Source organism: Paraplanobispora takensis, assembly GCF_016863195.1.
Classification (GTDB): Bacteria; Actinomycetota; Actinomycetes; order Streptosporangiales; family Streptosporangiaceae; genus Planobispora; species Planobispora takensis.
The window spans coordinates 1-26,673 of the sequence record NZ_BOOK01000078.1 but is presented as its reverse complement, the minus strand read 5'-3'; the positions used below and the strand labels follow the sequence as shown (position 1 = coordinate 26,673).

Annotated in this window: 25 protein-coding genes; 11 read left to right on the top strand and 14 right to left on the bottom strand. The window is 71.7% G+C overall.

Annotated elements, in window-relative coordinates; translation table 11 throughout:
• From Pta02_RS38540 to Pta02_RS38525, 4 genes are all read right to left on the bottom strand, one after another.
• The coding region (locus Pta02_RS38540; protein ID WP_203879983.1) for a hypothetical protein at window positions 1-254 on the bottom strand (254 nt) is incomplete at its 3' end.
• A complete protein-coding gene (locus tag Pta02_RS38535; protein ID WP_203879982.1) occupies window positions 251-4,153 on the bottom strand; it encodes a hypothetical protein in 3,903 nt (1,300 codons plus the stop codon). The genes Pta02_RS38535 and Pta02_RS38540, both read right to left, overlap by 4 nt.
• A 360-nt stretch (window positions 4,154-4,513) precedes the next feature.
• A complete protein-coding gene (locus Pta02_RS38530) occupies window positions 4,514-6,943 on the bottom strand; it encodes an FtsX-like permease family protein (protein WP_203879985.1) in 2,430 nt (809 codons plus the stop codon).
• Window positions 6,943-7,674, bottom strand: a complete 732-nt coding sequence (locus Pta02_RS38525) for an ABC transporter ATP-binding protein (protein ID WP_203879981.1) — start codon at window positions 7,672-7,674, stop codon at window positions 6,943-6,945. Before Pta02_RS38525 ends, Pta02_RS38530 begins: the two co-directional genes overlap by 1 nt.
• Window positions 7,675-7,771: 97 nt before the next feature.
• Here Pta02_RS38525 and Pta02_RS38520 point away from each other — a divergent pair, with 97 nt between their 5' ends.
• Complete coding sequence (locus Pta02_RS38520) at window positions 7,772-8,383, top strand: response regulator transcription factor (protein ID WP_203879980.1); 612 nt, start codon at window positions 7,772-7,774, stop codon at window positions 8,381-8,383.
• Between the two features lie 97 nt (window positions 8,384-8,480).
• On the opposite strand, the gene Pta02_RS38515 is transcribed toward Pta02_RS38520, so the two are convergent.
• The 10 genes from Pta02_RS38515 to rpmB form a co-directional block, all read right to left on the bottom strand.
• A complete protein-coding gene (locus Pta02_RS38515) occupies window positions 8,481-10,610 on the bottom strand; it encodes a sensor histidine kinase (protein ID WP_203879979.1) in 2,130 nt (709 codons plus the stop codon).
• Between the two features lie 194 nt (window positions 10,611-10,804).
• Entirely contained in the window at window positions 10,805-11,320 is a 516-nt protein-coding gene (locus Pta02_RS38510) for a hypothetical protein (protein ID WP_203879978.1), read from the bottom strand.
• Between the two features lie 203 nt (window positions 11,321-11,523).
• Window positions 11,524-12,297: a hypothetical protein gene (locus tag Pta02_RS38505; protein ID WP_203879977.1), complete on the bottom strand. Its 774-nt coding sequence runs from the start codon at window positions 12,295-12,297 to the stop codon at window positions 11,524-11,526.
• Complete coding sequence (locus Pta02_RS38500) at window positions 12,294-13,100, bottom strand: ABC transporter permease (RefSeq protein ID WP_203879976.1); 807 nt, start codon at window positions 13,098-13,100, stop codon at window positions 12,294-12,296. Before Pta02_RS38500 ends, Pta02_RS38505 begins: the two co-directional genes overlap by 4 nt.
• On the bottom strand, window positions 13,094-13,810 hold the full coding sequence (locus Pta02_RS38495) for an ABC transporter ATP-binding protein (protein ID WP_203879975.1): 717 nt from the start codon (window positions 13,808-13,810) through the stop codon (window positions 13,094-13,096). The genes Pta02_RS38500 and Pta02_RS38495 overlap by 7 nt, the downstream gene beginning before the upstream one ends.
• Window positions 13,811-13,888: 78 nt before the next feature.
• A complete protein-coding gene (locus tag Pta02_RS38490) occupies window positions 13,889-14,560 on the bottom strand; it encodes a response regulator (RefSeq protein WP_203879974.1) in 672 nt (223 codons plus the stop codon).
• Window positions 14,557-15,714: a sensor histidine kinase gene (locus Pta02_RS38485; protein WP_239131552.1), complete on the bottom strand. Its 1,158-nt coding sequence runs from the start codon at window positions 15,712-15,714 to the stop codon at window positions 14,557-14,559. Before Pta02_RS38485 ends, Pta02_RS38490 begins: the two co-directional genes overlap by 4 nt.
• Window positions 15,715-15,872: 158 nt before the next feature.
• Window positions 15,873-16,040 carry a 50S ribosomal protein L32 gene (gene rpmF / locus Pta02_RS38480; protein WP_203879972.1) on the bottom strand — a complete coding sequence of 56 codons (168 nt, stop codon included), beginning with the start codon at window positions 16,038-16,040 and terminating at the stop codon, window positions 15,873-15,875.
• A gap of 3 nt (window positions 16,041-16,043) precedes the next feature.
• Window positions 16,044-16,343, bottom strand: coding sequence for a 30S ribosomal protein S14 (rpsN, locus tag Pta02_RS38475; protein WP_203879971.1), 300 nt, complete (start codon window positions 16,341-16,343; stop codon window positions 16,044-16,046).
• Window positions 16,343-16,579, bottom strand: a complete 237-nt coding sequence (rpmB, locus tag Pta02_RS38470) for a 50S ribosomal protein L28 (protein ID WP_203879970.1) — start codon at window positions 16,577-16,579, stop codon at window positions 16,343-16,345. Before rpmB ends, rpsN begins: the two co-directional genes overlap by 1 nt.
• A gap of 313 nt (window positions 16,580-16,892) precedes the next feature.
• On the opposite strand from rpmB, the gene Pta02_RS38465 reads away from it, so the two are divergent.
• From Pta02_RS38465 to Pta02_RS38420, 10 genes are all read left to right on the top strand, one after another.
• Complete coding sequence (locus tag Pta02_RS38465; protein ID WP_239131551.1) at window positions 16,893-17,369, top strand: CobW C-terminal domain-containing protein; 477 nt, start codon at window positions 16,893-16,895, stop codon at window positions 17,367-17,369.
• A gap of 465 nt (window positions 17,370-17,834) precedes the next feature.
• Window positions 17,835-18,695 carry an alpha/beta hydrolase gene (locus Pta02_RS38460; RefSeq protein ID WP_239131550.1) on the top strand — a complete coding sequence of 287 codons (861 nt, stop codon included), beginning with the start codon at window positions 17,835-17,837 and terminating at the stop codon, window positions 18,693-18,695.
• A 283-nt stretch (window positions 18,696-18,978) separates the two neighbouring features.
• A complete protein-coding gene (locus Pta02_RS38455) occupies window positions 18,979-19,782 on the top strand; it encodes a hypothetical protein (RefSeq protein ID WP_203879969.1) in 804 nt (267 codons plus the stop codon).
• A gap of 120 nt (window positions 19,783-19,902) precedes the next feature.
• Window positions 19,903-21,069 (top strand): hypothetical protein, encoded by a 1,167-nt coding sequence (locus tag Pta02_RS38450; RefSeq protein ID WP_203879968.1) that lies wholly within the window; start codon window positions 19,903-19,905, stop codon window positions 21,067-21,069.
• Window positions 21,066-21,722: a nitronate monooxygenase gene (locus tag Pta02_RS38445; RefSeq protein WP_203879967.1), complete on the top strand. Its 657-nt coding sequence runs from the start codon at window positions 21,066-21,068 to the stop codon at window positions 21,720-21,722. Before Pta02_RS38450 ends, Pta02_RS38445 begins: the two co-directional genes overlap by 4 nt.
• 76 nt (window positions 21,723-21,798) lie before the next feature.
• Complete coding sequence (locus Pta02_RS38440) at window positions 21,799-22,608, top strand: VOC family protein (protein ID WP_203879966.1); 810 nt, start codon at window positions 21,799-21,801, stop codon at window positions 22,606-22,608.
• Between the two features lie 187 nt (window positions 22,609-22,795).
• Window positions 22,796-24,439: a sensor histidine kinase gene (locus Pta02_RS38435; protein ID WP_203879965.1), complete on the top strand. Its 1,644-nt coding sequence runs from the start codon at window positions 22,796-22,798 to the stop codon at window positions 24,437-24,439.
• 460 nt (window positions 24,440-24,899) lie between these two features.
• Window positions 24,900-25,568 carry a chemotaxis protein CheB gene (locus Pta02_RS38430; RefSeq protein WP_203879964.1) on the top strand — a complete coding sequence of 223 codons (669 nt, stop codon included), beginning with the start codon at window positions 24,900-24,902 and terminating at the stop codon, window positions 25,566-25,568.
• Window positions 25,569-25,617: 49 nt separating this feature from the next.
• Window positions 25,618-26,076: a hypothetical protein gene (locus Pta02_RS38425; protein WP_203879963.1), complete on the top strand. Its 459-nt coding sequence runs from the start codon at window positions 25,618-25,620 to the stop codon at window positions 26,074-26,076.
• A gap of 198 nt (window positions 26,077-26,274) precedes the next feature.
• Window positions 26,275-26,418 (top strand): hypothetical protein, encoded by a 144-nt coding sequence (locus Pta02_RS38420; RefSeq protein WP_203879962.1) that lies wholly within the window; start codon window positions 26,275-26,277, stop codon window positions 26,416-26,418.
• Window positions 26,419-26,673: the final 255 nt, after the last annotated feature.

The window sequence follows — 26,673 nt, the reverse complement described above, 5'->3', positions numbered from 1 at the left end:
TAGCTGTAGGACGAGAAGTACACGAAGCCGGACTCGTCCGGCTGCGGCGCGATCTCGTTGTTGGCCATGCTGGTCCGGAGCAGCGTGACGAGGGCGTCGCGATGCGCCGCGCGGAAATCCTGGTCCCCGTAGTAGGGAAGGGCGTCGAGCAGCGGCCCGAGCAGGCCGCCAGAAGCCCCGGGGGGCCTGCCCTCCGCCGTGTCGGAGAGCAGGACACCTACGAACTCCTCCTGGTACTGCTGGAAGGTGGTCATGCCGGGGCCGGGTCAGTCTCGTCAGCCGGGCCGGTCCCGTCGGACGGGCCGGAGACGGTGATGGTGAACGCTGCCTGGGCGGCACCGAGGACGTTCTGCGCGCCCATCACGTTGTTACCGGCCAGCGCCTGGTCCGCGGACCCGCCGTTCGGCGTGATCGTGCCGAGCGTGGAGTCGAAGGTCAGGAAGGCGGGCAGCGGGTCGCCGCTCCGCGTGTACGTCAGCGGCGTGCTCGGCAGCACTCCGAACGACGGGCCGTACGTCTGCGCCGGCGACGGGACGCTGTTCAGCGGGAAGCTGATGTTCGTCATCCGCATGTAGTTGGGCGACATGCCGGTCATGACGAGCTGGAAGACGGTGCCTGGCAGCGGGCTCTCCACCGGCAGGACCCTGATGCCGTTCTGCGTGGACAGCCAGCCCAGTGGCTTGGTGGGCGGCCAGGTGCCGGCCGCCGGCGGCTGCATCGCCTGCAGAGCCACCGGCATCGACGCCAGATACTTGCCGTCCGTGGTCAGCGACGCGTTGCCGGTGACAGGGGCCCAGATCTGGGTGACCACGGTCGGGGCGGTGTCCGACGTGGGCGCCGTGGACGACGCCGGGGGCTGGAAGGACACCGTCCCGTCGCTCATCATGCTCAGCACGGCCGTGATCGGCGGCTTGGCCGGGTCGGGCTGAATGATCGTGAAGATGGTGGTCATGCCGTAGCCGTCCGTCTTCGCCTGCCACACGCAGTCCGGCTGGCTGGTGACCGGAGCCATCCGGACCGAGCCGTCCGAGGCGACCTGCATGGCCTGCCCGCCCGCGTTCAGGACGAAGCCGACCATCAGCAGCTTGTTCTCGTCGGGGTTGACGTAGGCCCTGGCGTAGTCGATGGCGCTCTGGCTGCTCGAGACGTAGAACCCGGCCGGCTTCGCATACTTGTTGACGAAGTCCTCGACCGGGTCGGCCGGCTTGTTGAACAGCTCGTACAGCATCAGCCCGACCCCGGCCAGCGCGACGACGATGGCCAGCGGGCCGGCGATGGTGAAGATGGTGGCCATGACGCTCTCGGCGGCGATGACCTCCCCCGCCACCAGCCACCCGCCCACCGTCGCGAACAGCATCAGCGATCCGCTGACGATGTTGAGGATGTCGGAGGCGAGGGCGATGCCGGATTCGCCGGTGGCGATCGACCAGATGCTGAAGCCGATGCCGGCCAGGATGAACAGCGGTCCGATCCTGGTCGCGATGAACTCGTCGAGGTTGCGGCCGAGCACCTTGGCGGCCAGCGTCGCGTCCTCGACCGCGGCGGTGGTGTCGGTCACCATCACCGCTATCATTCCCCCGTCTCCGCTGGTCACCAGCTTGCCGACGGTTCCCTCGGTGTCGGCCAGCCAGCGCGCGGTGGAGTTGCCGATGCGGACCAGGCTCCGGTCGAGCACGTCGGCCTCGCCAGTAGCGATGATCTTGCTGATGGCCGCCGTCCGCTGGCCGGCGGTCATGCCCTCCACGCTGAAGATGGAGTAGATCCGGACGCCCCGCTTCACCATCGCCGAGATGATCTGCAGGCCGAGCTGGGCCGTGTTGGTGATGAGGCTGGCCTGCTCCTTCGGCTTCAGGTCGCCGTAGCTCTTGAACTCGGAGAAGAGGTTGAAGACGGCCAGGCCGGACATCCCTCCGATCAGCAGCGAGCCCATGACGTCGCTGAACGTCGAGAACCTGGGGTAGTTCTCGCTGAACCAACTGGTGAAGCTGTTCGCGACGTACGGCAGCGCCAGCGTGTCCTGGACGGCGTTCGAGATCGAGCGGATGGCCTCGATCCAGTCGTGCAGCATCTCGTCGGCGTGTGCGTCGCTCAGGATTCCCGCGAGTTGCGCCGCCACGTCCGCGATCTGCTTGTCCTGGCTGTCCAGGTTCTGGTCCCTGAAGGCCTCCAGGTACTTCTTGATCATGGTGAAGGTCGACGGGTCGTCCGTGAAGCCGAACATGCTGGGCAGGATGTTGGTGGCCAGGAACGTGTTGATCGTCCCGGTGTACCGCTGGGGGAAGTAGCCGGACGGGTCGAGCGCCGTCAGCACCGCCACGTTCTGCTGGAACAACCGGGACAGTGCGGTCCCGTCGCCCGAGCCGCCCCCCGAGATGGCCAGCGCGATGTTGGTCAGCAGGGATGGCGCGACGTTGTAGTTGTAGAAGGCGAACGCCCAGTACAGGTTGTTGTCGATGGCGTACTGCCCGGCGTTGGTGACGTCCGCGATCAGGTGGGCCTTGAGGTCATCGTTCGACTCGCCGTTGACGGCGACGTTGGCGTTGATGTCGGCGACCGCCGAGGTGACCTTGGCCTGGATGTCGCCCTGTTTGGCCTTGGTGTTGTTCTGCTGGTCAGTCAGGAATCTGCTGGTGTTCGGACAACGCGCCTGCCACTGGTTGCCGAACAACATCTGGCCGTGCCTGTAGTAAACCTGGGAGGCGGCGACCTCGGTCTTCAGCCACGCGGCGGCCCGGGGGCCGTTCAGGTTGCGGCAGTTCGGGTCAGACCCGTCGGCCAGCCCCTGGGTCATCACCGCCGTGCCCAGGGACCTGTACCACGCGGCCGGATCGGAGACACCGGGCACCGGGCTGTTGGCCACCCTGGCCAGTTCCCCGGTCACGGTCGGCTGCGGGGTCGTCGGATACAGCAGTTTCCACAGGTCGCCGTCGATGCGGCTGTTCATGATGGTGGACAGGTCCGCGGCGACGGCGGCCTGCACCGCGTCGCCCCACTCGCCCTTGGAGTTCTGGGCGAACGGCGTCATCGCCAGCAGGTCCTTGATCTGCGGATCGTCGCCGGCCAGCGCCGCGTGCATCGCGTCGGCCCGCTTCCGCACCGCCCGGTGCAGATCGCTGTGCCGGGCGATCGCTGCCAGCGCGGCGGTCTGGCCGAGCCGCCGCACCCGCACCGCCCCGTCCTCGCTGGCCCCGTGCGAGCCGTTGCCGGAGAACGTGATGGAGCCCTTCCTGGGCAGGCCGGTACGCGCGGAGTGCTCGGCCGACAGGCCGGACCAACGGAGCCGGCCGCCGGTCAGCCGGGCATCGGCCACCGGCGAGCCGCCGATCACGAGCCGGCCGTCGAACACGCCGAACGGCGCCGCCTGAGCCGAGACCTGGTAGTACCCGGTGGCCAGTGGCGTGGCGCGCACTCCGCGGATGCCGACGAGCGTGCCGCTCGGCGCGGCCTTGTCGATCTCCATGACGCCGTTGATGGTGGCGGCGGCGGAGTCCTCGAACGCCTGCAGCCACAGCGGGTAGACCGAGTCCGGCCCGGTCGGCGGCTTCGGTCCCCGATCGGGCATGGGCGGCTCGTTGGACTTGAAGGACAGGAACCAGACCAGGGCGTTGTCCTTCTCTTCCAGGGTCAGGCCGGGCACGAAGTCCTGCGGGTCCCACGGGATGGCCCGGGTCTCGTTGTCCTGGAACTCGAAGGTGAACGTGGGCGGGTCCAGCGGCCCGCCCGGGGTGACCGTGTAGGTCAGCAACAGCCGGCCGGCGATCCAGTTGGCGTTGGTCCACTCCGCCGACGCGGTGTCCCACTTCATCCCGGTGATCGAGCCGCCGGAGGACTCGTAGGAAGCCCCGCAGTTCAGCGCCACGTCACACGTGAACTGCGCCCGCGCGCTCGCCGTGACCGAGCAGAAGTCGACGGCCGAACCGATGTTGCCGTAACCGCCGAGGCCGTCGTGGCTGATCTGCAGGTGCCCGCCGCCGTAGGCTCCGCCCCACGTCAGCATGCGGTCGTGCGGGTCGTAGCTCCAGGCGTCGCGCGGGATCGGGAGCTGGTCGAGGAACAACTGGTCCTCGTCGTGCCGGCCGGGTGAGGGGCGCAGCAGCGTGATCCGCGTCGGGATCTCCCGCTGGGAGTTGCCGTAGGTGTCCATCCGCTTCACGAGGAGGTCGTAGTGCTCGGCCTGTCCCGGGCGGCCGGCCGCTTCCAGGCGTGTACGGCGGGCAGTCGTTTTCGGGCGTGCAGAGGTAACGGACATATCAGTCCCCATTCCAAAGGCGGCGAACGCCATTCCGGGCGTCGACGAAATCACTGGTCACGTTGGCCGCAATACCAGCGAGAAATGCCCTTGCACCCCCGATACGTTTACCGTCACAGCGTGCACACTAAGTCGGCCCGCGTCAATGATTTGATCTTCCAGAAATCAAAGAAACGTTATGCATTTCCTGGTGGAAATAAGCCCCTCTGAGACGCGCGGGACGGCCGAACGCCTTTCAGGAAACGATTAAGTGCCGCCCGCAGATCAGGAGATCGCCTCGGCGGGGCGGGCACGGAGGACGAAGCGTACGGGGAGGGCGGTGGCGGCCAGGGTCAGGGCGGCCACCGAGGCGACCAAGGCCAGGTAGGCCGGCGGCGGCACGTACGGCTGCGCCGAACCGGTCATGCCCAGGCTGAAGGCCGTGAGCGTGACCAGCGAGATCACTGTGCCGACGGCCACCGAGACCAGCACCGCGGTCAGCGTCTCCAGACGGGCCATCCGCAGCACCTGCCGGCGCGTGGTGCCGACGAGGCGGAGCAGGGCGAACTCGCGGGAGCGGTCCGAGGCGGACATCGCCAGCGTGTTGACCGCGGCGATCGCGGTGAACGCGATGATCAGGCCCATCGTCACGTAGTTGACCTCGGCGCCCGGCGTTCCCGCCGCGGCGGCCTGGACCCTGTCGAGCACCGCGACACCGGGCGCGGCCCGCTCCAGGGCCGCGCGGGAGAGCGACGGCGCCGAGACCAGGGCGGTGGAGAACGGGTCGTCCACGTGCGGGCGCACCAGCTCGTGCGCCAGGAGGAGCTCGCCGTACCCGAGGCCCCGCTCGTAGAGGGCGACGACGCGGAGCGTCACGGGAGTGCCGTCGCCGAGGGTGAGCCGGAGCTCCGAGCCGACCGACACCCCGAGGCGGGACGCGGCGGTGCGGCTGACGGCGGCCGTCGCCGGGCCGAGCCCGTGCAGCGACCCGGCGACCACCCCGGGGTCGAGGGTCAGTGAGAGCCCCGCGGGCGTGACGGCCTGCGCGCCGTACTTCTCCAGGCCGATCCGGACCGAGGTGTGCAGCACCTCGGTGACCGCCTTCACGCCCGGCACCGCGCGTACGGCCTCGGCCGCGGCGGAGGAGACCCGCGTGCCGAGCACGTAGTCGGCGCGGTCGCCCGCCGCCGCCTCCTCCTGCGCGGCGTGCCCCATCGTGGTCTGCACGAACAGGATCGTGCACGTCATCGCGACCATCAGGCTGAGCGGAGTGATGACCAAGGCCAGCCGGTGCGACCCGGCCCGCAGGTTCGCGGCGGCCAGATACCCGCTCACGTGGGAGGCGCGCAGGACCACTCCGAGCAGCGCGACGGCCACCCGGGCGATCACCGGGCCGAGCAGGGCGGCCGCGACCGTCCACACCAGCGCGGTCAGCATCGTCACCGGGCCGGAGGCCGCCTCGGTGGACAATCCCGACAGCACCAATGTCAGCACGGCACCGCCCGCGGCGCACAGCAGGCCGGCGAGCATCCGTCCCCGGGGCAGGCGCGCGGTCGGCAGCGCCGCCTCACCGAGGGCCTCGACCGGGCGGATGCGGGCGGTACGGCGGGCGCAGACGCGCGCGGCGGTCCAGGCGGCCAGGACGGTCGCCGCGAGCGCGGCCAGTACCGGGAACGGGCTCACCACGAGCCGCAGGTTCTCCGGCATCACACCCAGCGCGACGAGCCGGGAGCGCAGCCAGAAACCCAGGCCGATTCCCAGAGCGGAGCCCAGGGCTCCGGCGACGACGCCGAGCACGAGCGCCTCGCCGCCGAGCAGCCGGCGCACCTGCCGGGGTGTCGCCGCGACCGCTCTCAGCAGGGCGATCTCCCGGTGGCGCTGCTGGACCGAGAGCGCGAACGTGCCGACCACGACGAGGATCGCGACCAGCAGCGCGGTACCGCCGAGGGCGCCGCCCATGCTGATCAGCTTCAGCCGTGCCTGCTCCGCGTCGAGGAACTCGGCCGCGCCGCGCTCGTCGCCGGTGTGGGCGAGCGCACCGCCGAGCACCGGGGTCAGGTCGATCCCAGGTGCGCCGGACCGGGGGAAGACGCCGATCGCGCTGACCAGACCGGGACGGCCGGCCAGGCGGCGGGCCTCGGAGGCGGCGAAGAACAGCGTGTCCTGGCTGGGCAGGGCCTCGGCGGTGACGCCCGTCACCCGGTAGACCCGTGATCCCGCCGGCGACTCCACGGTCACCTCGGCGCCCACGGCCAGCCCGGCCCGCGCGTCCGCCACCAGTTCGTTCCCGTCCCCGGGCGCGCGCCCGGCGCGCAGGGTGAACGGAGTGAGCGGAGCCGACTCCCAGCCGTGCCCCCAGAAGGACCGGCCCGCGACCAGGACGGGGAACGTCACCTCGCTGACCACCCGCTCGACCCCGGGCAGCCGGCCCAGCTCCCCGGCGAGGGAGGCGGGGATCCACCGGCGCTCCGACAGGGCCTTGGCCTTCGTCTTGGTCTTCTCCTCCGACTTCCGGATCGTCTCGCGGGCGTACCGGTCGCCCGCGACGAGCACCGGGGCACCCGCGTAGCGCTCGGGGGCGACGCCCCCGCGCAGCCCGGTCTCCAGCAGCATCCCGCAGGCGCAGACCAGGGCCGCCGCGCACATCAGGGCGAGGAAGGCGCCCGCGAAACCGGCCTTGCGGTGCCGGATCGTCCGCAACGCGAAGAAGATCATTACACCCACGCTCCCAGTCGGGTCATACGCTCGGCCACCCGGTCGGAGGTCGGCGCGGTCATCGCGTCCACGATCCGGCCGTCGGCCAGGAACAGGACGGTGTCGGCGTAGGAGGCCGCCACCGGGTCGTGGGTGACCATCACCACGGTCTGGCCCATGCCGTCCACCACCTCGCGGAGCAGCCTCAGCACGTCACGGGCGGTCATCGTGTCGAGCGCGCCGGTGGGCTCGTCGCCGAAGACCACCTCGGGCCGGATCGCCAGCGCCCGGGCGATGGCCACCCGCTGCTGCTGCCCGCCGGAGAGCTGGGCGGGCCGGTGCCCGGTCCGCCCGTCCAGGCCGACCCGCGAGACGATCTCGCGGAGCCAGGCCCGGTCCACCCGGCTGCCCGAGAGCCGCAGCGGCAACGTGATGTTCTCGGTCACGGTCAGCGAGGGCACCAGGTTGAAGGCCTGGAACACGAATCCGATCCGCCGCCTGCGCAGCTTCGTCAGCCGCGTCTCGTCCATCCCGGTCAGCTCGGTGCCGCCCAGCCGTACCGAGCCCGAGGACGGTGAGTCCAGCCCGGCCGCGCAGTGCAGGAACGTGCTCTTCCCCGACCCCGACGGTCCCATCACCGCGGTGAAGCTCCCCTGCGGGATGCCCACCGTCACCTCGCGCAGGGCCGCCACCGCGCCCTGGCCCGTGCCGTACACCTTGCTCACCGCGTCCAAACGCACTACGTCCGTCATGCCTGCCAGCCTGCTGGCCTGCGGTTCGCCGGGCCAGAGATGTGATCACCGACGGACCATGACATCGTCATGATCCGGGCACTGGTAGACATGTCCCGTGATCCGTGTGCTGTTGGCCGAGGACCAGTACGTCGTCCGGGGCGCCCTGGCGGCGCTGCTGGGCCTGGAGGCGGACCTGGAGGTCGTCGCCGCCGTCGAGTCGGGCGACGCCGCGGTGTCCGCCGCGCTCCTGCACCGGCCCGACGTCGCGGTGCTCGACATCGACATGCCCGGCGGCACACTCGACGGCCTCGCCGCCGCGGGAGAGCTCCGCCTGCGACTGCCCTCCTGCCGGACGCTCATCCTCACCGGGTACGGCAAGCCGGGCCATCTCCGCAGGGCGCTCGGTGCGCAGGTGGACGGGTTCCTGCTGAAGACCGCGCCGCCGGAGGAACTGGTGGCCGCCATCCGCGCGGTGGCCGGCGGCCGGCGGGTGCTCGACCCCTCGCTGGCGGTGACGGCCTGGGACCTGGCCGACAACCCGCTCACCCCCCGCGAGGCCGACGTGCTCCGGCTGGTGGCCGAGGGGATCGACGCCGCCGAGATCGCCGGGCGCCTCTTCCTGAGCGCGGGGACCGTGCGCAACTACATCACCGCGATCGTCGCCAAGCTCAACGCCCGCAACCGGATCGACGCCGTGCGCGTCGCGAGGGAGGCGGGCTGGATCTGACGGCGCCGTGCCCGCACAGCCGGGTCGGCCGCGCCCGCGAAGCCGGGACGGGGCCGCCGGTGAGGGACCGCGCCGCGCCGTCCGAGGCGCGGGAGTCTCAGCCGGCGGGTACGGACATCGGCAGGGACGCGGCGGGGACACGGGCCTCGATCTCGAAGCGTCCGCCGTCGCGGGTGGTGGCGAGACTGCCGCCGAGGGCGGCCAGCCGCGTGGTCAGGTTGCCGACTCCCGCCGAGCCGCGGCGCCCCGCGGTCCGCTCCTGGGCGGGGCCCTCGGCGGGAACCGCGGCCGGGCGCACGCCGTCGTTGCGCACGCGGAGCCGTACCTCACCCTGCTCGCGGTCCGTCGCGATCGTGCAGCGGCGTGCGGCGCTGTGCCGGAGCACATTGGTCACCGCCTCACGCAGCACCGTGCTCAGCACGGTCTCGACCTCCGCGGCGACCCGGCCGTGGCCCAGCTCGACCGTGACGTCGATGCCCGCGGCGCCCAGGAGCGAGCGCGCCGACTCCGCCTCGGCGGCCAGCGACATCTCGTGCCGCTCCCCGGAGACGGAGCGCATGTCGGCCTCGGCCTTCTCCACCATCCCGAGCACGTCCTCGATCTCGGCGCGGGCCCGGACGGGGTCGAGCCTCCTGGCCAGCTCGCACTTGAGGAGGATCGCCGCCATGCTGTGGCCGAGCAGGTCGTGCAGGTCCCGGGCGGCGCGCAGGCGCTCCTCGACCACCGCCGACCGGGCCAGCTCCTCCTTGACCGCCTGGACCTCCTTGGCCAGCAGGGCCAGGCGGAGGAGCCCGTGGACGACCAGGCCGGTCACCAGCGTGCTCACGGTGTAGTTCACCGTCACGGCGGGCTCCAGCCCGAGGGCGACGCCGATGACCGCGGCACTCGCCGTCACGGAGGCGACGAGCGGCCAGGCGAGCACCGCGGGGAAGGCCAGCAGGAGCGGACCGGAGAGGAAACCGGCGACGCCCAGCCAGACCTCGCCGAAGGCGGGGATCGGGAGGTAGGTGAGCAGGGCCATGAGCGCCAGTGACCGCATGTGGCGGCCGGACACCATGCGGAGCTGCAGAAGGAGGATCAACCCGAGGCAGGCGGCCGCCGGGAGCAGCGAGTCCGCCGGGAGCAGGAGCAGCGCCTTGGCGCTGAACCCGGCCAGGACGACGGCCAGCAGGGTGATGGAGAGAACGGAGGCGTGCCGGTCGTCCGGCGGGAGCGACGGAGCGGATCCGGTGCCGGGAAGCATGACGGAGACGGTGAGACGGCCGGTGGGTGACAGGCCCGTCGTGAGCGATCCGCCCGCCTCGGCGACCCGGCCGGGAAGGTCGCTCAGGCTCTCGTCCTCCGCGGTCCTGGCTCCGTCGTTGGAGACGCGCAGCCGGACTCCGCCCTCGGACGCGTCGGTCTCGATCTCGCACGTCGTCGCCGTGCCGCGCCGTACGACCTCGGTCACCGCCTCCCGGAGCACGGCCGCGAGCAGCGCGCCCGCGGGCCCCAGCGGTTCGGCGTGGCCGAGGCGCACGTGCGCGGTCACGCCCGCGGCCGTCAGCATCGCGCGGGCGGTGGTGATCTCGGGCGCCAGGGACATGGCGCGATACCCGGAGGCGGCGGCCCGCGCCTCGGCCAGGGCGCGCCGTGCCGTGCCCGCGACCTGTCCGAGGATCTCGGCCGTGCGTTCCGGCTCGGCCAGGGCGCGCCTGCCGCCTGCGGCGATCGTGGTGAGGCCTCGCCCGAGACCGTCGCTCAGTTCGGCGGCGATGCGCAGCCGCTCCTCGGCGACGGCGGCCACGGCGAGGGCGAGCCTGGCCGAGTGCAGCTGGTCGACCCGCTCGGTGAGCCGGGTCAGGCCGTAGACCACCAGCGCGATCAGGACCATCGTGATCGTGGCGTCGGCCGTGGCGGAGGCTTCGCCGTACCGGACGGAGCCGATCACCGCCGCCGCCAGGGCGACCGCCGGAGCGAACGGCCACAGCGGCGACAGCAGCAGCGACCCGGCCAGGAAGCCGAGCATGGCGACGGACGCGCCGGAGGCGAGAACGCCCCAGAACCCGGCCCCGGCCTGTACGGCGAGCAGCACCGGCCCCCGGAACCGCCTGAGCACCGGCAGGACATGGACGAGCTGCAGCGCGAACACGACGATCGCGATCGGCACCCCGGCCAGCAGGTACACGCTCGCGAACGCGCCCAGAGTGGCGAGGGTGATCCCCCGGGCCAGGTAGGGCGCCTGCATCTGTGGCAAATCCGTACCCCCGAACATCCGGGGGAACAGCCTAGACGAGCCGGCCCGCCGCCCGCCGCCCGCCGCCGGCAAGGCACGCGTCTGCGCCGAACGCGACGCCTTGTGGGTACCGGGAACTCCGAAAACGGGCCATACCCAAGCCTGATGTCACGTCCCGGAAGATGGTGATCCCACTGTTGCGGGGTCTACAGGATGTCTGGGAAGGCCTGTCCTGCCGACAGCCGTTCGATGAGAGCCGGTAGCGCCTCTTTCCCGCCGTTCGCCTGCGCCCAACGGCTCACCCGGCAGGCGGCTCGCGCGTACACCTGAGAATCCGCCGACGCCGTGCGCAGCCACTCCTCCAACGTGGCCGGCAGAGGGCGGCGGGGGTCCAGCAGGCAGCGGTCGCCGGTCGGTGCGAGATATCGGGGGTCGTCACTGACCAGGACGGCGAGGCCTTCGTCGAACCACTGCGGGACTTCGGCGCCGGTGAGGCGCTCGTGGAGTTCCACATGGGTCAGCTCATGCGAGGCGATCACGGAGTCGACGCCGCGCGGGGACAGCATCACCGCTCGGTTCAGTACGGCGATGCCGCGTTCACGGCCGCCGCCGATCCTGCGGTAGCAGTCGTCGGACAGGCACACGAGGATGTCCGGAGAGCTTTCCCGTCCTCCGAAGAAGTCACGCACCCTCTTGTCCGCCCGCTCGACGACCTCGATCACGTGCCGGCGTTGTGCCGGCGTCAGGCCGGGTTCGGCGTACAGGCCCGGCCGGAGCCGCTCCAGGCCGTAACAGCCGGGGCAGGTGGTCGCCGCGACCGAGGGGAACCAGATCGCTGTCGCCGCCGCGGCGGCGAGGAGGAGGACCGTGGCGACGGCGCCCGCGATCCACCGGCGTCTCCCGCGGCGGCTTCTCTCCCGCCGGGTCACGGGCAACTGTCCCGCCGGGCGGTGACCGCCCAGGCGGCACCGATGGAGAGGACCGCCCAGGCCAGGACCACCGACAACCCCACCGGCCGGTCCAGCGCGAGATCCGGGCCCTCGGGCATGCCGAGGAAGCTCAGCGTCGCCTCGTGCGGCAGCAGTCGCGTCACCTCGGGGCTGAGGCCCCGCAGCAGCGGGGACACCAGAACCGGCAGGACGACCAGCACGGCCAGCGGGGTGACCACCGTCCTCGCCAGCACGGCGGATCCGTACGCCACCAGGCCCAGGAGCAAGTAGGCCACAGCCTTGGTGAACAGGGCATCCACCGCCTCGCCCGCGTCCGCGTCGCCGAGCGCGTGCTGAGCGACGCCGCCCGGCAGCACGACGGGCAGTACCGCGACCGCGAGCACCCCCAGGATCGCCAGGAGCTTCGACAGGAAGAACCGGTTGCGGTCCGGTACCGCCAGAAGGCTCACCCGCACCTGGCCGCCCCGATACTCGCCGCCCGCGGTGAAGACCGGCACGGCCACGAAGGCGTAGACCGGGGCGAGCAGTACGGTGCCGGACTGGGCGATCGCGATCTGCCCGTCGTGGCCGGCGAGGCGGACGACGTCCGTGGCGGCCAGCAGGCCGAGCAGCGCGTCGGCCGTCAAAGCGAGGGCGAGCGCGACCCACGTCGCAGGAAGAGCGCGGATCTTGGTGACTTCGGCGCGCACGAGGTCGGACAACTTGATCTCGCACGTGTCCGGCACACGCCCGGTCGGGACGGTGTTCATCGTGCGTCCCGCCGGCCGAGGGCGACTGCTGCCGTGACGGTGGCCAGCAGCGGCCAGGTGACGAGGACGACCATGGCGTGTCCCGGACCGGCGGACAGCCTCAGGCTCTCCTCGGGAACGAGGATCAGGTTCCGGCCCGCGCTGAGCGGGACCAGCGCGTCCAGGGCCGGAGTGAAGGCAGCCGGGATCTGACTCATGGTCAACACGGTCAGCACCGCCGTGATCAGGATGCCGACGAGAGTGCTACGGGCGACCATGGTGATGGCGAAGGTGATGAGACCGCTCAGGACCGCGTAGGTGAGGAACTTCGCCTGGGCGATCCACGCGTCCGCGCTCACCGGCAGGCCGGGATTCCAGCCCTTGACCGTGACATACATGAACGCCGTGCTGATCGCGGCGATGACGGCGGCGACGGACAGCAGGAAACCGCCGGCGGCGAGCGTCTTCGCGCCGATCAGCAACCCTCGCCGCGGGACCGCGAGCAGGGACGTCCCGAGCTGACCGGCGCGGAACTCCTGGCCTGCGATGACGGCGGCGATGCAGGGCAGGAACAGGCACATCTGGAACGACGACGTGGCCAGGTACTCGACGAGCGCCTCGCGAGCGGGCCGCACGATGCCGGGGAACCGCTCGATCATGCCGTCCGCAGTGATCTTGCTTACCGCCTCCGTCTCGGCGCTCACGTTCTGAGCCAGCATGAGCACATGCAGGCCGACGATGACGCCGGTGAGGAGCCGCACCCCGCGGAGTGTGGCGATCTTCGTCAGTTCCGCCCGGGCCGCGGACACCGTGTCGCTCACCATCCTCCCCGGCCTCCCCGCTCTGCGGTGAGCGCGAAGAACGCCGACTCCAGCGACTCGTGCCCCGCGCTTATGTCGTCCAGCGAGCCGTGCGCGACGATCCGGCCTCCGGCGATCACGATCGCGTCGTCGGCGGTGCCGGCCGTCTCCGCCATCAGGTGGCTGGACAGCAGCACGGTACGACCGGACGCGGCGTACTCCCGCAGGAAGTTCCGCACCCAGCGGATGCCGTCCGGGTCGAGCCCGTTCACCGGCTCGTCCAGCACCAGGATTTCCGGGTCGCCGAGTAGCGCCGCGGCGATCCCGAGCCGCTGCCCCATACCGAGCGAGTAACCCTTCACCCGTTGCCGGGCCGCGCCGGTCAGGCCCACCAGTTCGAGCACCTCGTGTGCTCTGCGGCGCGGTATCCGGTTGCTCTGCGCCATCCAGACCAGATGGTCGATGCCGCGCCGCTCGGGCACCGGCCCCGCCCCGTCGAGCAGCGCCCCGACCGTGCGGAGGGGGTGGCGCAGATCGCGGTAGCGCTGTCCGGCGATCAACGCGGTGCCGTCGTCCGGATGGTCCAGGCCGAGCAACATACGCAGGGTCGTCGACTTGCCCGCCCCGTTCGGGCCGAGGAAGCCGGTGATCCGGCCTGGCCTGACGGTGAAGCTGACGTCGTCCACCGCCGGCTTCTTGCCGTACCGCTTGGTGAGTCGTACGGCCTCTATCATCCCTCACCCCGTGTCTCGTGTCGGAACACTCAGCATCCGGCGAGGCGGCGAGCGGGCGCGTCACCCGGAAGTAGACAGCTAGCGCGGATCGTGCAGCAGGCCCGCCTCATAGGCGAGCACGGCCAGGTGGGTGCGGTCCCTGACGTCCAGCTTGGCGAAGACACGGCGCAGGTAGGTACGGACCGTCTCCAGGCTCAGGCACAGTTCGTCCGCGATCTCCTGATTGGAGTGGCCGCGGGCGACCAGCCGGATCACCTGCAGTTCCCGCTCCGACAGCACCTGCCTGGTGAACGTGTGCCGTTCGTCCGGGCGGCGTGGGCGGAACCGGTCCAGCAGCCGCGCGGTCACCTCCGGGGCGAGCATCGCATTGCCCGCGTGCACTGTGCGGACGGCGTGCAGCACCTCCGCCGGAGAGGCGTTCTTCAGCAGGAAGCCCGACGCACCGACCGTGAGCGCCTCGTGCACGTACTCGTCCAAATCGAAGGTGGTGAGCATCACGACCCGGGTGCGCGTCTCCGCCAGGATGCGCCGCGCCGCCTCCAGTCCGTCCGTCCCCGGCATCTGCACGTCCAGCAGCGCCACAGACGGTTTCAACGCCGCGACCAGCCGGACCGCCTCCGCGCCCTCGGCCGCCTCCCCGGCGTACCGGAAGCCCGGCGTGCGCTCGAACAACTTCCGGTACGCCGCTCGCAGGCGCGCGTCGTCGTCGGCGAGAAGAACGGAGATCGGCTCAGACCGCGGCTCGCTCATGGACCACCTCCGGGAAATGCCCGATCGTCTCGACCGCCGATGCAGTCACGACCCACCGTGGGCAGGCGATCCGCCCGACCGGCGGCGTCGACGGGCAATCGGGCTTCCACCTCGAACCCGCCTCCGGGCCGGGCGCCCCACACCACCGTTCCGCCCACCAGCCGGACCCGTTCCCGCATGCCCTGCAGTCCGGTCCCCGAGCCGGCGACCGATGCCCGGCCACCCGCTCCCCGTGCACCGCCGTCCCGGACCCGTACCACCAGCACGTCGTCCTCCCGGCGTACTCGCACCGTGCACCGCGCACCCGGGGCATGCCGCACCACGTTGCCCAACGCCTCCTGCATGATCCGGAACACCACCACGCTCACCCCGTCGCCGATCGCTCCGCCCACGTCGATGCGGGCGTCCACGTCGGCGCCGGCGGCCCGGGTCGCCTCGACGACCTCCGCGAACCCGTCCAGACCGGGCCTTGGGGCGCCGTCCGGGGCGCGCAGCGTTCGCACCAGTGCCTGCACGTCCTCCAGCGCCCTGCGGGCGTGCGTCTCCACCCCTGACAACGTGTCCCGCAGTTCCTCCTCCCGGGCGTCCGGCAGGCTGAGAATCACCCCCGACTGCGCGAGGATCACCCCGAGCGCATGCCCGACCACATCGTGGACGTCCCGCGCCACCTCCAGTTGCACCCGCATCCGCTCGGCCTCCCGCGCGATCGCGATCTGCTTGCCTGTGACGGTGCCGAGCAGCCAGGCCACGCTCAGCGCGGCCACCGCGAACACCAGCTGCCGGCCCAGCCCGGTCCCGTCCCCCTCCGGCACCGCGGTGACCATCGCCAACCCCGCGGACAGCCCGGCCAGCACCCCGACCACGACCCCGGTACGCCGCGCCCGCTCGATCGCGAGCGGGTACAGGCACCAGGCCGTGGCCAGCATGGGGTCCTGGCAGACTCCCAGCACCGTGCCGATGACGGTGGCGATCCCGGCGGCCAGCGTCGCCTCGAACGGCAGCCGCCATCGCAGCACCATCGCCGCGGCCGTCACCCCGGCCAGCACCGAACCCGTCGCCACCGACGGCCACGTCCCGGCACCGATCGTCGGCCACAGCCAGAAGACCCCCACGACGCCGACCGCCGTGCCGCCGTCCGTCAGCAGCCGCATCATTCCCCGCACGCCAAGCACCGTAGGCGAATGACTGCAAATCGGCCACACTGGTCTCCACATGCCCCTCCGGACGAGTGTGGTGCCCAACTCGCCGGGATACGCGAAGTGGACATCCACATCGCCCGGATGACTGTGCCGGTGGCGCGCCAGGGCAGGCTTCAGCCGGGGGTGATGAGCCCGCGCCGGTAGGCGCGCACCAGCCGGCGGGGCACCGGCAGCTCCCGCCCGTCCACGGTGATCGGCACCAGGGCGGGGGCGGTCGCCTTCCACCGGGAGCGGTGGTGACGGGTGTTGCTGCGCGAGGTCCTGCGCTTGGGGACGGCCACGGCCTACCAGCTCGCCTTCGTCACGCCGGGCAGCTCGCCGCGGTGGGCCATCTCGCGGAAGCGGATGCGTGACAGACCGAACTTGGCCAGGTGGCCGCGGGGGCGGCCGTCGACGGAGTCACGGTTGCGGACGCGGGTGGCGGAGGCGTCGCGGGGCTGGCGGGCCAGCGCGCGTACGGCCGCCGCCCGCTCCTGCGTGGTCCCCGTGCGGATGACCTCCTTCAGTTCGGCGCGGCGCCCGGCGTGGCGGGCCACGATCGCCTTGCGGCGCTCATTGGCCGTGATCTTGCTCTTCTTGGCCATCAGACCTTGCCTCCCCGGGCGCGGACGCGGGCCACGGCCGCCTCGATGCCGATCCTGTCGACCGTCTTGATCGCCTTGGCGCCGAGGGTGAGCCGTACGAACCGGTTCTCGCTCGGCAGCCAGTAGCGGCGGTGCTGGAGGTTGGGACTCCAGCGGCGGCGGGTGCGCCGGTGGGAGTGGGAGATGCGGTTGCCGAAGACCGGCGCGGCCCCGGTGAGCTGACAGTGCGCCGACATCAGGGCCTCCCGTAGCGCTGGTTGAAGCGCTCGACCTGATCTTGATCACGGGCCGGAGTTCGTTTCTGGCCATGGGGTTCCTCTCGTTCAGCCGACCTATGTAATGATAATGGAAACCATTTTCATTCCGTCAACCGGAACCCGGTCGCCCCACCGGGAACGAGACCCCCGCATCCGCGAAGGAGACCCGTGTCCACTCCCGTCGTCCTCGTCTCCGGCCTGCACGCCACAGCGCGCACCGCCGCCGTCGACCGGCTGCTGGCCGAGCACCCCGGCGCGGTCGCCCTCCACCACGACCGCCGCCACCGCCTCCGTGTTGATCGTGGACCTGTGGGACTCGGTGGAACCGCGGTCGGTGGCCGAGGCGATCGACTGCGAGCAGGCCCATGACGTCCTGAGGCTCACCGCGGTGCTCACCGCCCTCGACGCCGGGCACATGCCCGTCGACGCCCGAACCGACGAGGTCACCACGGTGGTCTGGCACCGGCTGCGCCCGCTGCACCCGGCCCGCCTGTTCGAGGCCGTCGACGAGCTGGCCACCGTCTCGGTCCGCTCCCGCGGCCGCTTCTGGCTGGCCACCCGCCCGGACCGGATGCTGGCCTGGGACGAGATCACCGGCGACCGCGTGCAGCACCTGGTCCTCACCGGTCCCGACCTCGACCGCGAGCGCGTCCACACGCTGCTCGACGCCTGCCTGCTCACCCCGGAGGAGGCCCTGGCCGGTCAGAGCGCCTGGGCGGGATACGACGACCCGTTCGCCCCCATCCTCGATCTGAAGGAGATCGTATGAGGCCCCGCGGCTGACGCCGTCCTCCGCCTCCGGCGTTCAGCGGGACGGCCACGTGCCGCAGGTCGTACGGCCCGCGTCCGGAGGCTCACCCCCGGCCGCGGCCCCGATTTCCCGTCGCTTGCGACATCCGCCGTCTGCTATGTTCCCGATCATGGTCTACATGTTCATCCGTCTTCGGACTGTCTGAGACGGTGTCCCGCCGGTCGCTCGGCGATCGGCGACAGTCGAGGCGATCCCGCGCCGACGTCGCGGCCTGAATTGCGCGTACCGCGTTTCGCCCGGCCGACCCGTCGCTCACGCACCCGCCCGTGCCGCCGCCGGACTCACCGGCGGGCAGGCGTGCCTTCCCATCGTCAGCGGCTCAACACGCCGGCATCCGGCACCACGCCGCATTCACCCCGCTTCAATCCGATCGGACTGATTCACGTGCCTTATATCTCGGCCGACTCCTCACACCCCCGATCCGTGTCCGGCACCGCTCCCACGTTCGTGCTGGTCCACGGTTCCGGCTCCAACTCGTTCATGTGGTCCTCCGTCCAGCGCGAACTCGCGTTGCTCGGCCACCGCAGCTTCGCCGTCGACCTGCCGGGGCATGGTCTCGACGCGCAGTACCCCGTCGCCTACCAGGCTCCACAGGACCTCGACGCGTGGGCGATCGAGCCGTCGACGCTGGCCGGGACCACCCTCCAGGACAACATCGACACGGTCGTCGACGTCGTCCGCCGGGTGGCCGGGTACGGGCCGGTGGTGCTGGTGGGCGCCAGCCTCGGAGGGGTGACCCTCACCGGAGTCGGCAACGCCGTTCCCGACCTGGTGGATCGGCTGGTGTACATCTCCGCGTGGGCGTGCGTGCAACGGTCGAACCCGATCGAGTACATGCAGGAGCCCGAGTTCGCGGACAGCCTGATGCCGTCCCTGGCCGCGTTCAATGTCGGAGATCCGGCCCGGCTCGGCGTCGGCCGGGCCAACTACCGCACCGCCGATCCGGAACTGCTGGCCGGTCTCAAGGCGGCGACCATGGCCGACGTCACCGACGAACAGTTCAGGGCCTTCCTCAACATCCTGCAGCCGGACGAGTCGATCGCGGTGATGACGGCCGACGCCCGTGGTCGCGCCGACACCTGGGGCACGATCGCCCGCACCTACATCCGCCTCACCGGTGACCGGTCCATCCCTCTGGCCATGCAGGACAGGCTGATCGCCGAGGCGGACGCGCTGACCCCCGACAACCCCTACGACGTCCACACCCTGGACACCACCCATGCGGGGTTCGTGTTCAGAGCGGCGGAGGTGGCGGCCGTCCTCGACAAGTCAGCTGTCCGGTAACCGCTCGGAACCGCCTCGTGTCCGGGCCGCCGGAGCTCGGACACGAGGTGCTCGTACGGCTTCGGGCCCGGTCGCAGAAGCCAGCGCCCCGGTGACCCCTCCGGCATCTGACCACGGTCGGATATCCGTCTCTGCCCGGGGTCGCACCACCGGCTCATCCCCGCCCGTCAAGATGCGACCCGAGCCAGACGCGCCCCACCCGCCCCGCACCGCACCATTGAGCAGTGCCCGGGCAGACCGGCCCTCGGGCACCTCACCCCCGACCCGATGGGCAGCCTCCTCCATGAGCATCGATCTCCCCACCCGCCTGCACAGCTGGCGCCAGACCACCAGCACCCGGCGCGCCGCCAACACCGCCGCCAACCTCAACCGCCCCCCCGCCTTCCCCGGCCGCTGGATCGGGGGCCTGTCCCTGATCATCGGCCCCATCCTGATCCTGACCGGCACCCTGCTGCGCTCGCAGTTCTACTTCTTCGTGCCCTACCAGCTGCGCGCCTACCACCAGCACCCCACCCTGATCACCGCCGCCTACGCCTGCTTCGCCCTGGGCTTCGTCCTGCTGTGGCCGGCCATCATGACCTTGGCCCAGCGCATCTACGCCACCCACCCGCTGTGGGCCATGTGGGGCGGCTGCCTGGTGATGATCGGCCTGTTCACCCGCACCTTCCAATACGGCACCGACCACTTCGCCTTCCACCTGACCGACAGCCTTGGCCTGCCCACGATGCTCACCGGCATCAGCGACTACTACGACGCCTGGCGCGAGACCACCTGGCACCCGTTCAAGACCATGTCCGGACCGGCCTTCTTCGGCTGGGTCGTGCTGGCCATCGGCGCCTACCGCTCCGGCGCCCTGGGCCTGGGCCGCTCGATTGCGCTGGGCTTGATGTCGGTGCTGGCGCTGGGCCCGCTCAAGGGCACCGAGCCCCAGTCCTTCCTGGCCGTGGGCGGGCTGTGCCTGGCCTTCATCCCACTGGGCATCTCGCTGCTGCGCAACGGCCCGGCCCCCACCAAGCGCGCGATGATCTGGTTCGTCGTCCTGATCGCCATCCACATCCTGATGACCGGCTTCGGCCCGCGGGGATGACACCCCGCACCGGCGACAGAGCAGGACAACGATCGTTCTTCCACAGGAGAGGAGGTCCCTGTGAGATCTCTCAGCCCGTCTCAGCTCCCCCACAGGGGCCGCCGCGTAGCGTGCGGGGACATGGTGAACACCTCGCGCCCCGGTGGCCGGATCACGGCCGAGGACGCGCGTACGGCGAACGGGCCGGTGCCGGGCCGGTGGCGGCGGTCGCCGTGGGCGGGCTATGCGGCCTTCGGCTGGGCGGTGGTGTACGGCGGGTTCGGCCTGGTGGCGGCGCTGACCGGAACCGCGTTGTTCTACCGCGCCGACGAACCGCTGCCGGTCGGCCTGAACTGGATCATCGTGGTCGTGGCCGCCGCGGCGGCGGTGACGGTCTCGGCCGCCGTGCGGCCCTGGGGCCGGCGCGTCCCCCGGCCGGTCGTCTCCGTCACGCTGATCGGACTGTGCGTGGTGAGCGGCGCGGCCGCGTTCGGCCTGCTGATGGACGTGATCACATTCGCCTTCGCCCAGAGTGTCGGCAGCTGGACCGCCACCGCCAACCGGGCCCTGGCCGCGATCGGCGTGGTGCTGCTCATCGCCACGGCCCGCGCCCACCGCTCCTCGGCGACCGGCTCCTGCCCGCGGTGCGGCGCCGTACATCCCCCTGCCACCGCACGGACCAGGCCCGGGCCTGCCCCCGCTCCCCCGCGCGTGCGCGTGCTGGCCTATGCGGGCGCCGCGGCGTTCCTGCCGTACGCGGCCATGAAGACGACCTGGGCACTGGGCGGGACCTTCGCCGGAGTCAGCGGAGCCCAGGCGCTGGCGACGATGGAGCGCAACGGCGCCTCCGAGGTGACGCTCACCCTTGAGCGCTGGGGCATCGACGCCACGGCACTGCTGGCCGCGCTCGGGACGTTCCTCATCCTCGGACTGGTCCGGCCGTGGGGGCAGATCTTCCCCCGCTGGACGCCCGTCCTGCGCGGCAGGCGGGTGCCCCGCTGGCTGCCGCTGACCCCCGCGCTGATCGGCGCCGCCACGCTCGCCCCCTACGGAGCGATCGGACTCGTCTACGCCGCGCTCGGCACCGCGGGTGCGATAACCGTCTCCAGAGGAGACTTCCCCACCCCGCAGGACGCCCTGCTGGTGACCTGGATCGGGCTCGGCGCCTTCGCCGTGTACGGCATCGCGCTGGCCGTGGCCGCCTGGTCCTACCTGCGCCGCACCCGGCCGGTCTGCGTGACCGCCGCACCGGGAGGATCACCCGCCTACCGGGGTCCGGCGTTCTCCGCGTCACCCGAAGGAGGATGACCGCGGTCATGGCGTTGTCGACGGCGTTCACGAAGCTGTTCGGTGTACGGCACCCGATCGCGCTGGCGCCCATGGGAGGGTCGGCCGGCGGGCACGGCGCCCGGCACGGGCGTTCGACGCTGCCGTTCGTTCCGATCGTGGTGGACCTGGCGGCGCCGGTGCCGGTGCTGGCGGCCGGTGGCATCGCCGACGGTCGCGGCGTGGCCGCCGCCCTGGCGCTGGGTGCCGCCGGAGCGCTCATCGGCACCCGATTCCAGGCCACGGCCGAGGCCCTGATCGGCCCGGTGATCGCCAGGGCGATCGTCGAGGGAGGCGGGCACGACACCGAGCGCAGCAGCGTGCTCGACATCGCCCGGGGCTCCCGATGGCCGTTGAGGTACACCGCTCGCACCCTCGGTCATCCGTTCCTCGACCGATGGCGGGGCCGGGAGGCGGAACTCGCCGCGGATACTCAGGCTCGACAGGCCTATCAGGCCGCCGTGGCACGGGGCGAGATTCCCCCGCTGCCGATATGGGCCGGCGAGGGCGTCGACCTCATCACCGACCTGCCGCCCGCGGCCGACCTCATCACCGACCTGCCGCCCGCGGCCGATCTCGTCGCCGTCCTGGCCGCGCAGGCCGAGGACGCTCTGGCCCGGGCGGGACGGCACTGACACTCCCTGGCGGAACCACCCGTAGCGGACGAATACGGACGCGGCTCCCCGTCCACCCGGGCCTATGATCGGCGGCATGGCACTGCGACCCGTTCAGGTGAACTTCAAGGCCCGCGACGACTCGGCGCTCGGCCGGTTCTGGGCGGAGGCGCTCGGCTGGGGTGTCTCCAGCGAAGGCCCCGGTGTGACCAACCTCGAACCCGAGGGCCTCACCTGGCCGGACCCCGCCGGTTTCTACATCGATTTCGTCGCCGTCCCGGACCCCGAAACGGTGAACTACCGCGTGCACCTCGATCTCGCCACCACCTCCGTGGCCCATCAGACGGAGTTGGTCGCCCGCATGAAGGAGCTCGGTGCGACGCCCGCCGACGTCGGCCAGGGCGACGTCCCGTGGACGGTCCTGGCCGACCCGGAGGGCAACGTGTTCTGCGTGCTGGAGCCCCGGGAGATCTACGCCGGCACCGGGCCGATCGCGGCGGTGGTGACCGACTGCGCGGACCCGAGGGCCATGGCCCGGTTCTGGGACGAGGCGACGGACTGGACCCTGCACGAGGTGAGCGACGATCATGCGGCGCTGCGCTCCGCCGAGGGCGTCGGACCGTATCTCGAGTTCCGCCGCACGACGCCCGGCGGGAAGACCGTGCGGAGCCGCGTCCACCTCGACCTGCTGCCCTACCGCGACGACGATCAGGCAGCGGAGGTGGCGCGGCTGCGGAGTCTCGGCGCGACGCCCGCCGACGTCGGCCAGGGCGACGTCCCGTGGAGCGTCCTGGCCGACCCGGAGGGCAACGAGTTCTGCGTCCTCGCCCCCGCGCTGAGTTCCGCGTCCTCGCCCCGCGCCGACACAGGACCTCTTCACCCGAGGGGCGTACGGCTCGCGAAGTGATCAGGTGTCGCAACCGCTCCCTCGGGTCGGTGCCCCGCTCCTGAGAGCACTTAGTACCTTTGTGTGACCGACTGTCGCGCAATCGTCACTCTCGGTTGAACTCTCGCCCGGCGAGGTGAGCCGCTCATCCGGTCTGCCGCGCGGCACGACAGCGTCAGGATGCGGAAAACCGGGAGGTGCCGTGGCCGTGGCCGACAGCGAAGGCGGAGTGCGCGGCCGATGGGTCGTGTTCCTCAGCCCGATGGTGTGGGTGCTGCTGGTGGCGCTCGCGGCGGGGACGTGGGTATGGGCCGGCTCGTTCCTGCGGTCCGCCGAGGAGGAGGGAATGGTTCAGCGCACCGAGGTGGCGGCCGACTTCATCCGGTCCTACATGACCGGAATCGCGGTCAGGCAGCGGGAGGACGCCAGCAAGGCGCTGGCCGACCGGACCGTCGACGTGGGCCGACTGGAGATCTTCGGGGCCGGGCTGGGCTACACCTCCATGATCGTGCTCGATGATCGGGGCCGCGCCCTGGCCATCTGGCCGCCGCGGCCCGAGCTGATCGGCCAGGACCTGACCGGCAGCCAGCCGCACGTGCGAGTGGCCCTGATGCAGGACCGGATCGCCGTCTCCAACGTGTTCACCTCGGCGGTGGTGCCCAACCAGTCCCTCACCGCGATCGCCGTACCGTATGCGACCCCGCACGGGCAGCGGATCTTCTCCGGCGGATTCATCGTGGCCGACAGCCCCCTGGGCAACTACCTGCGCGAGGCCATCGCCCCGCCCGGCGGCTACGCCTACCTGGTCGACCGGTTCGGCGACGTGGTGGCCACCACCAGGAACCCGGGACCGGAGGTCATCGCGTTGTCCCGGTTCGCCCCGCAGCTGGCCGCGGCGCTGCGGCGGGCACCGGGCGGCGACTACCACCGGGCGGGCCAGGACTGGTACTACACCTCCGCCCAGGTGTGGCCGGACAGCTGGAAGCTGGTGATCGTGGCCCCGCACCGCAGGCTGTACGCCGAACCCGACGAGGAACACCGGCGCTTCGGGATCGTCCTCCTGGTCTCCGCGCTGTGCGGCCTGGTGGCCGCCGCGGTGATCACCTACATCGCGCACCGGCGCTGGCAGGAGCAGCAGAAGATACTCCGGCAGGATGCCAGGCTGCGCGCCTTCCACGCCGAACTGGAGCTGTTCGCCGCCAGCATCTCCCACGACCTGCGCACCCCGCTGACCGCGATGAGCGCATCCGCCGAGGTCCTGGTCGAGCACTACCCCGGCCAGATGTCCACCGAGGAGGCGGTCGTGTTCGTGCAGAAGATCCGATCCAGCGCGGCCCGGATGGGTGATCTCATCACCGCGCTGCTGGCCTTCTCCCAGCTGCAACGCGGCCAGATCGACCTGCAGCCCGTGGACATGGCCACGCTCACCGACCAGGTGTGGGCGAAGCTGGCCAGGCACCGGGGCGAGCGCGACATCCGCTTCGAGCGCGCCGGTCTGCCGCCCTGCCAGGGGGACTCCGAGCTGCTGCGGCAGGCGCTGGCCACCCTGCTGGACAACGCCATCGAATCCACCCGCGACCGGCCGGTCGCCCACATCGAGGTCGGCTACCGGGCCGGGCCGGAGGGCTTCACCACCTACCGCGTCCACGACGACGGAACCGGGTTCGACGCCGAGCAGCTGAAGGAGGTGTTCACTCCCTTCCAGCGGCTGCACCGCACCGGCACCTACCAGAGCGTCGGCATGGGCCTGAGCCTGGTGCAACGCATCGTCACCCGGCACGGCGGCCACATCTGGGTCGAGTCCGCACCCGGAGGAGGCACCACCTTCTTCTTCACCCTGCCCTTCACCTGAGGCCGCCTCCGTACCCGGCCCACGCCCGCCTGTCCCGCAGGCGAAGCCGTTCCCTTCGCCACGCGCCCGCGCCGCCCGGCCCCGGGCGGGACGGCTCACGTGCCTGAACGCTCAGCGCAACCGCTGAACGCTCCGCGAAACCACGAGCCGCGACCTCCTTGCCCGGTGCGTGATCTGCGCCTGACATCACCGCAGGCGCCCGGCATCACCGCACCCGGCGGCACCGGCCGGCGGGCCGCCGACAGGGGCGCGGATCCTGGTGGTCGACGACAACCAGGACATGCGCGACCATCTCCCCCGCCTGCCGTCAGGCGTGCGGAACGTCGAAGCCGTCGGGTCCGCCGATCGTCCTGCCGGCAGGCGGTGACGGCGCCGGGGGTCACCGGATCTGACCGAGCTCGACGCCTCATGAACCCGGGGGCGGCTACGGGCGCGGCCGCCGGTGTGGTTGAGTGATGGTATGACCGGCCCGGGCGACGACTCCACCGGCTCGACCGGCGGCGGCGTCCTCCTGGGCCCCGTCACCGGCGACGATTTCGCCGTGCCGTTTCCGGTGGTGGCGCTGATCGCCTCCGCCGGCGGGGTCGACGCCCTGTCGCGGGTGCTGGCGCCGCTGCCCGCCGACCTGCCCGCGGCCGTGCTGGTCGTCCTGCACCAGGATCCGGCCACCCCCGGTCAACGGTTGGCGGCCATCCTGGCCCGGCGGACCACGATGCCCGTTCGCATCGCCGCCGACAACGAGGTGCTGCGGCCCGGTCTGGTCCTGGTGATCCCACCGGGCCGGCACCTGCTGATCACCTCACCGGGCCGGATCGGGCTGATCGAGACCGGCGCCCTGCCGCCGTCCCGGCCCTCGGCCGATCTGCTGCTGGCCACCCTGGCGGTCACCTGCGGCCCGCGTGCCCTGGCCGTCATCCTGACCGGCATGGGCCATGACGGCCAGGCCGGGGTGCGTGCCATCGGCCACTGCGGCGGCACCGTCATCGCCCAGGACCAGGACACCTCCGCCTTCTTCTCGATGCCCTCGGCCGCCATCATGACCGGGCGGGTCAGCCAGGTCCTCGCCCTGGACGACATCTCCGCAGCGATCACCGTCCACACCACGTCCCGGCCGCGGTCCGGAGCCTGACGGCCGGACTTCCCCGATCGATCATGCGCCGGGTGGGTAGGCGTTCAGGATGGCCGAGCACGTACCCGATCGCAATGAGGAGTCGAGGGACCGCGCGCAGCGGGCGCGTGAGCGTGCGCGGCGGGCAGACGAACGGGCTGAGCAGGTGCGGGAGCGGATCTCGGAGCTGGCGGAGTCACCGCAGGCGACGACGTCCGGTTCCAGCCCGCACCAGGCGCGGCAGGCGGTGGAGCACGCCGAGCGGTCCCGCCGGGAAGCGGCGCGGACCGAGGACGAGGCCCGCGCCGGCCATCGGCGCGCCGCCCGGGCGCATGAGGAGAATGCCGCACTGCACGAGCAGATGGCCCGGGCGGGGATCGGGGATGTGGAACGGCACCGGGAGCGGGCGGCGCAAGAACGTCGTGAGGCGCTCGACGACGATCGGGAGGCTCACCCCGATGATCCGCGGCCGGCCGCCGGTGCCCAGGGTGACGACGGCGGTGAGCCTGAGCCTCCGCGAGAACCCTGAGCGGTGAGACAGGGGTGTCGCCGAGGAACCTGCGACGGACCGCCGGACCACGACCGGCCTGCGGCTCCGCATGGGACACGCGGTGGCCTCACGATCGCCGTCAGCCGGTTCGGCCTTTCCGGTAAGGCGCGCGTCCGCCGCCGAGTGGGAAACGGTGCGCAGCCGCAGCCGGGCCAGACGACGGTGTGCCCTCCGCGGATGCGGCTGGAGCTGCTGCCGGACAGCACGGTCGAGAGGGTGATGGGCGTCATGATCGACATCACCGAGCGCAGGAACAACGAGCAGGCGCTGCGCGAGCGGGGACTCCACCGGCCCGGTGAAGCGGGTCCAGGCGGTCGATGACGTCGTACCGCGCACCCCGGCACACCGCGCGCCTCCGGCATACGGCGTGCCCCGGCACACCGAGCGCCCCCGCCTCGTCCGGGGCGGGGGCGCTCGGCGCGCCGATGCGGGCGGCGCCGGTGACGAGCACGGCGGACACGTCGGCGACGTCTCTCAGGCGGTGAAAGCGGGGCGGTGCTCGCGGGCCCAGTCGGCGTAGGTGAGCGGGGAACCGTCGGTGAAGCCCCGGTCGTCACCGCGCTCGTGCAGCTCGGT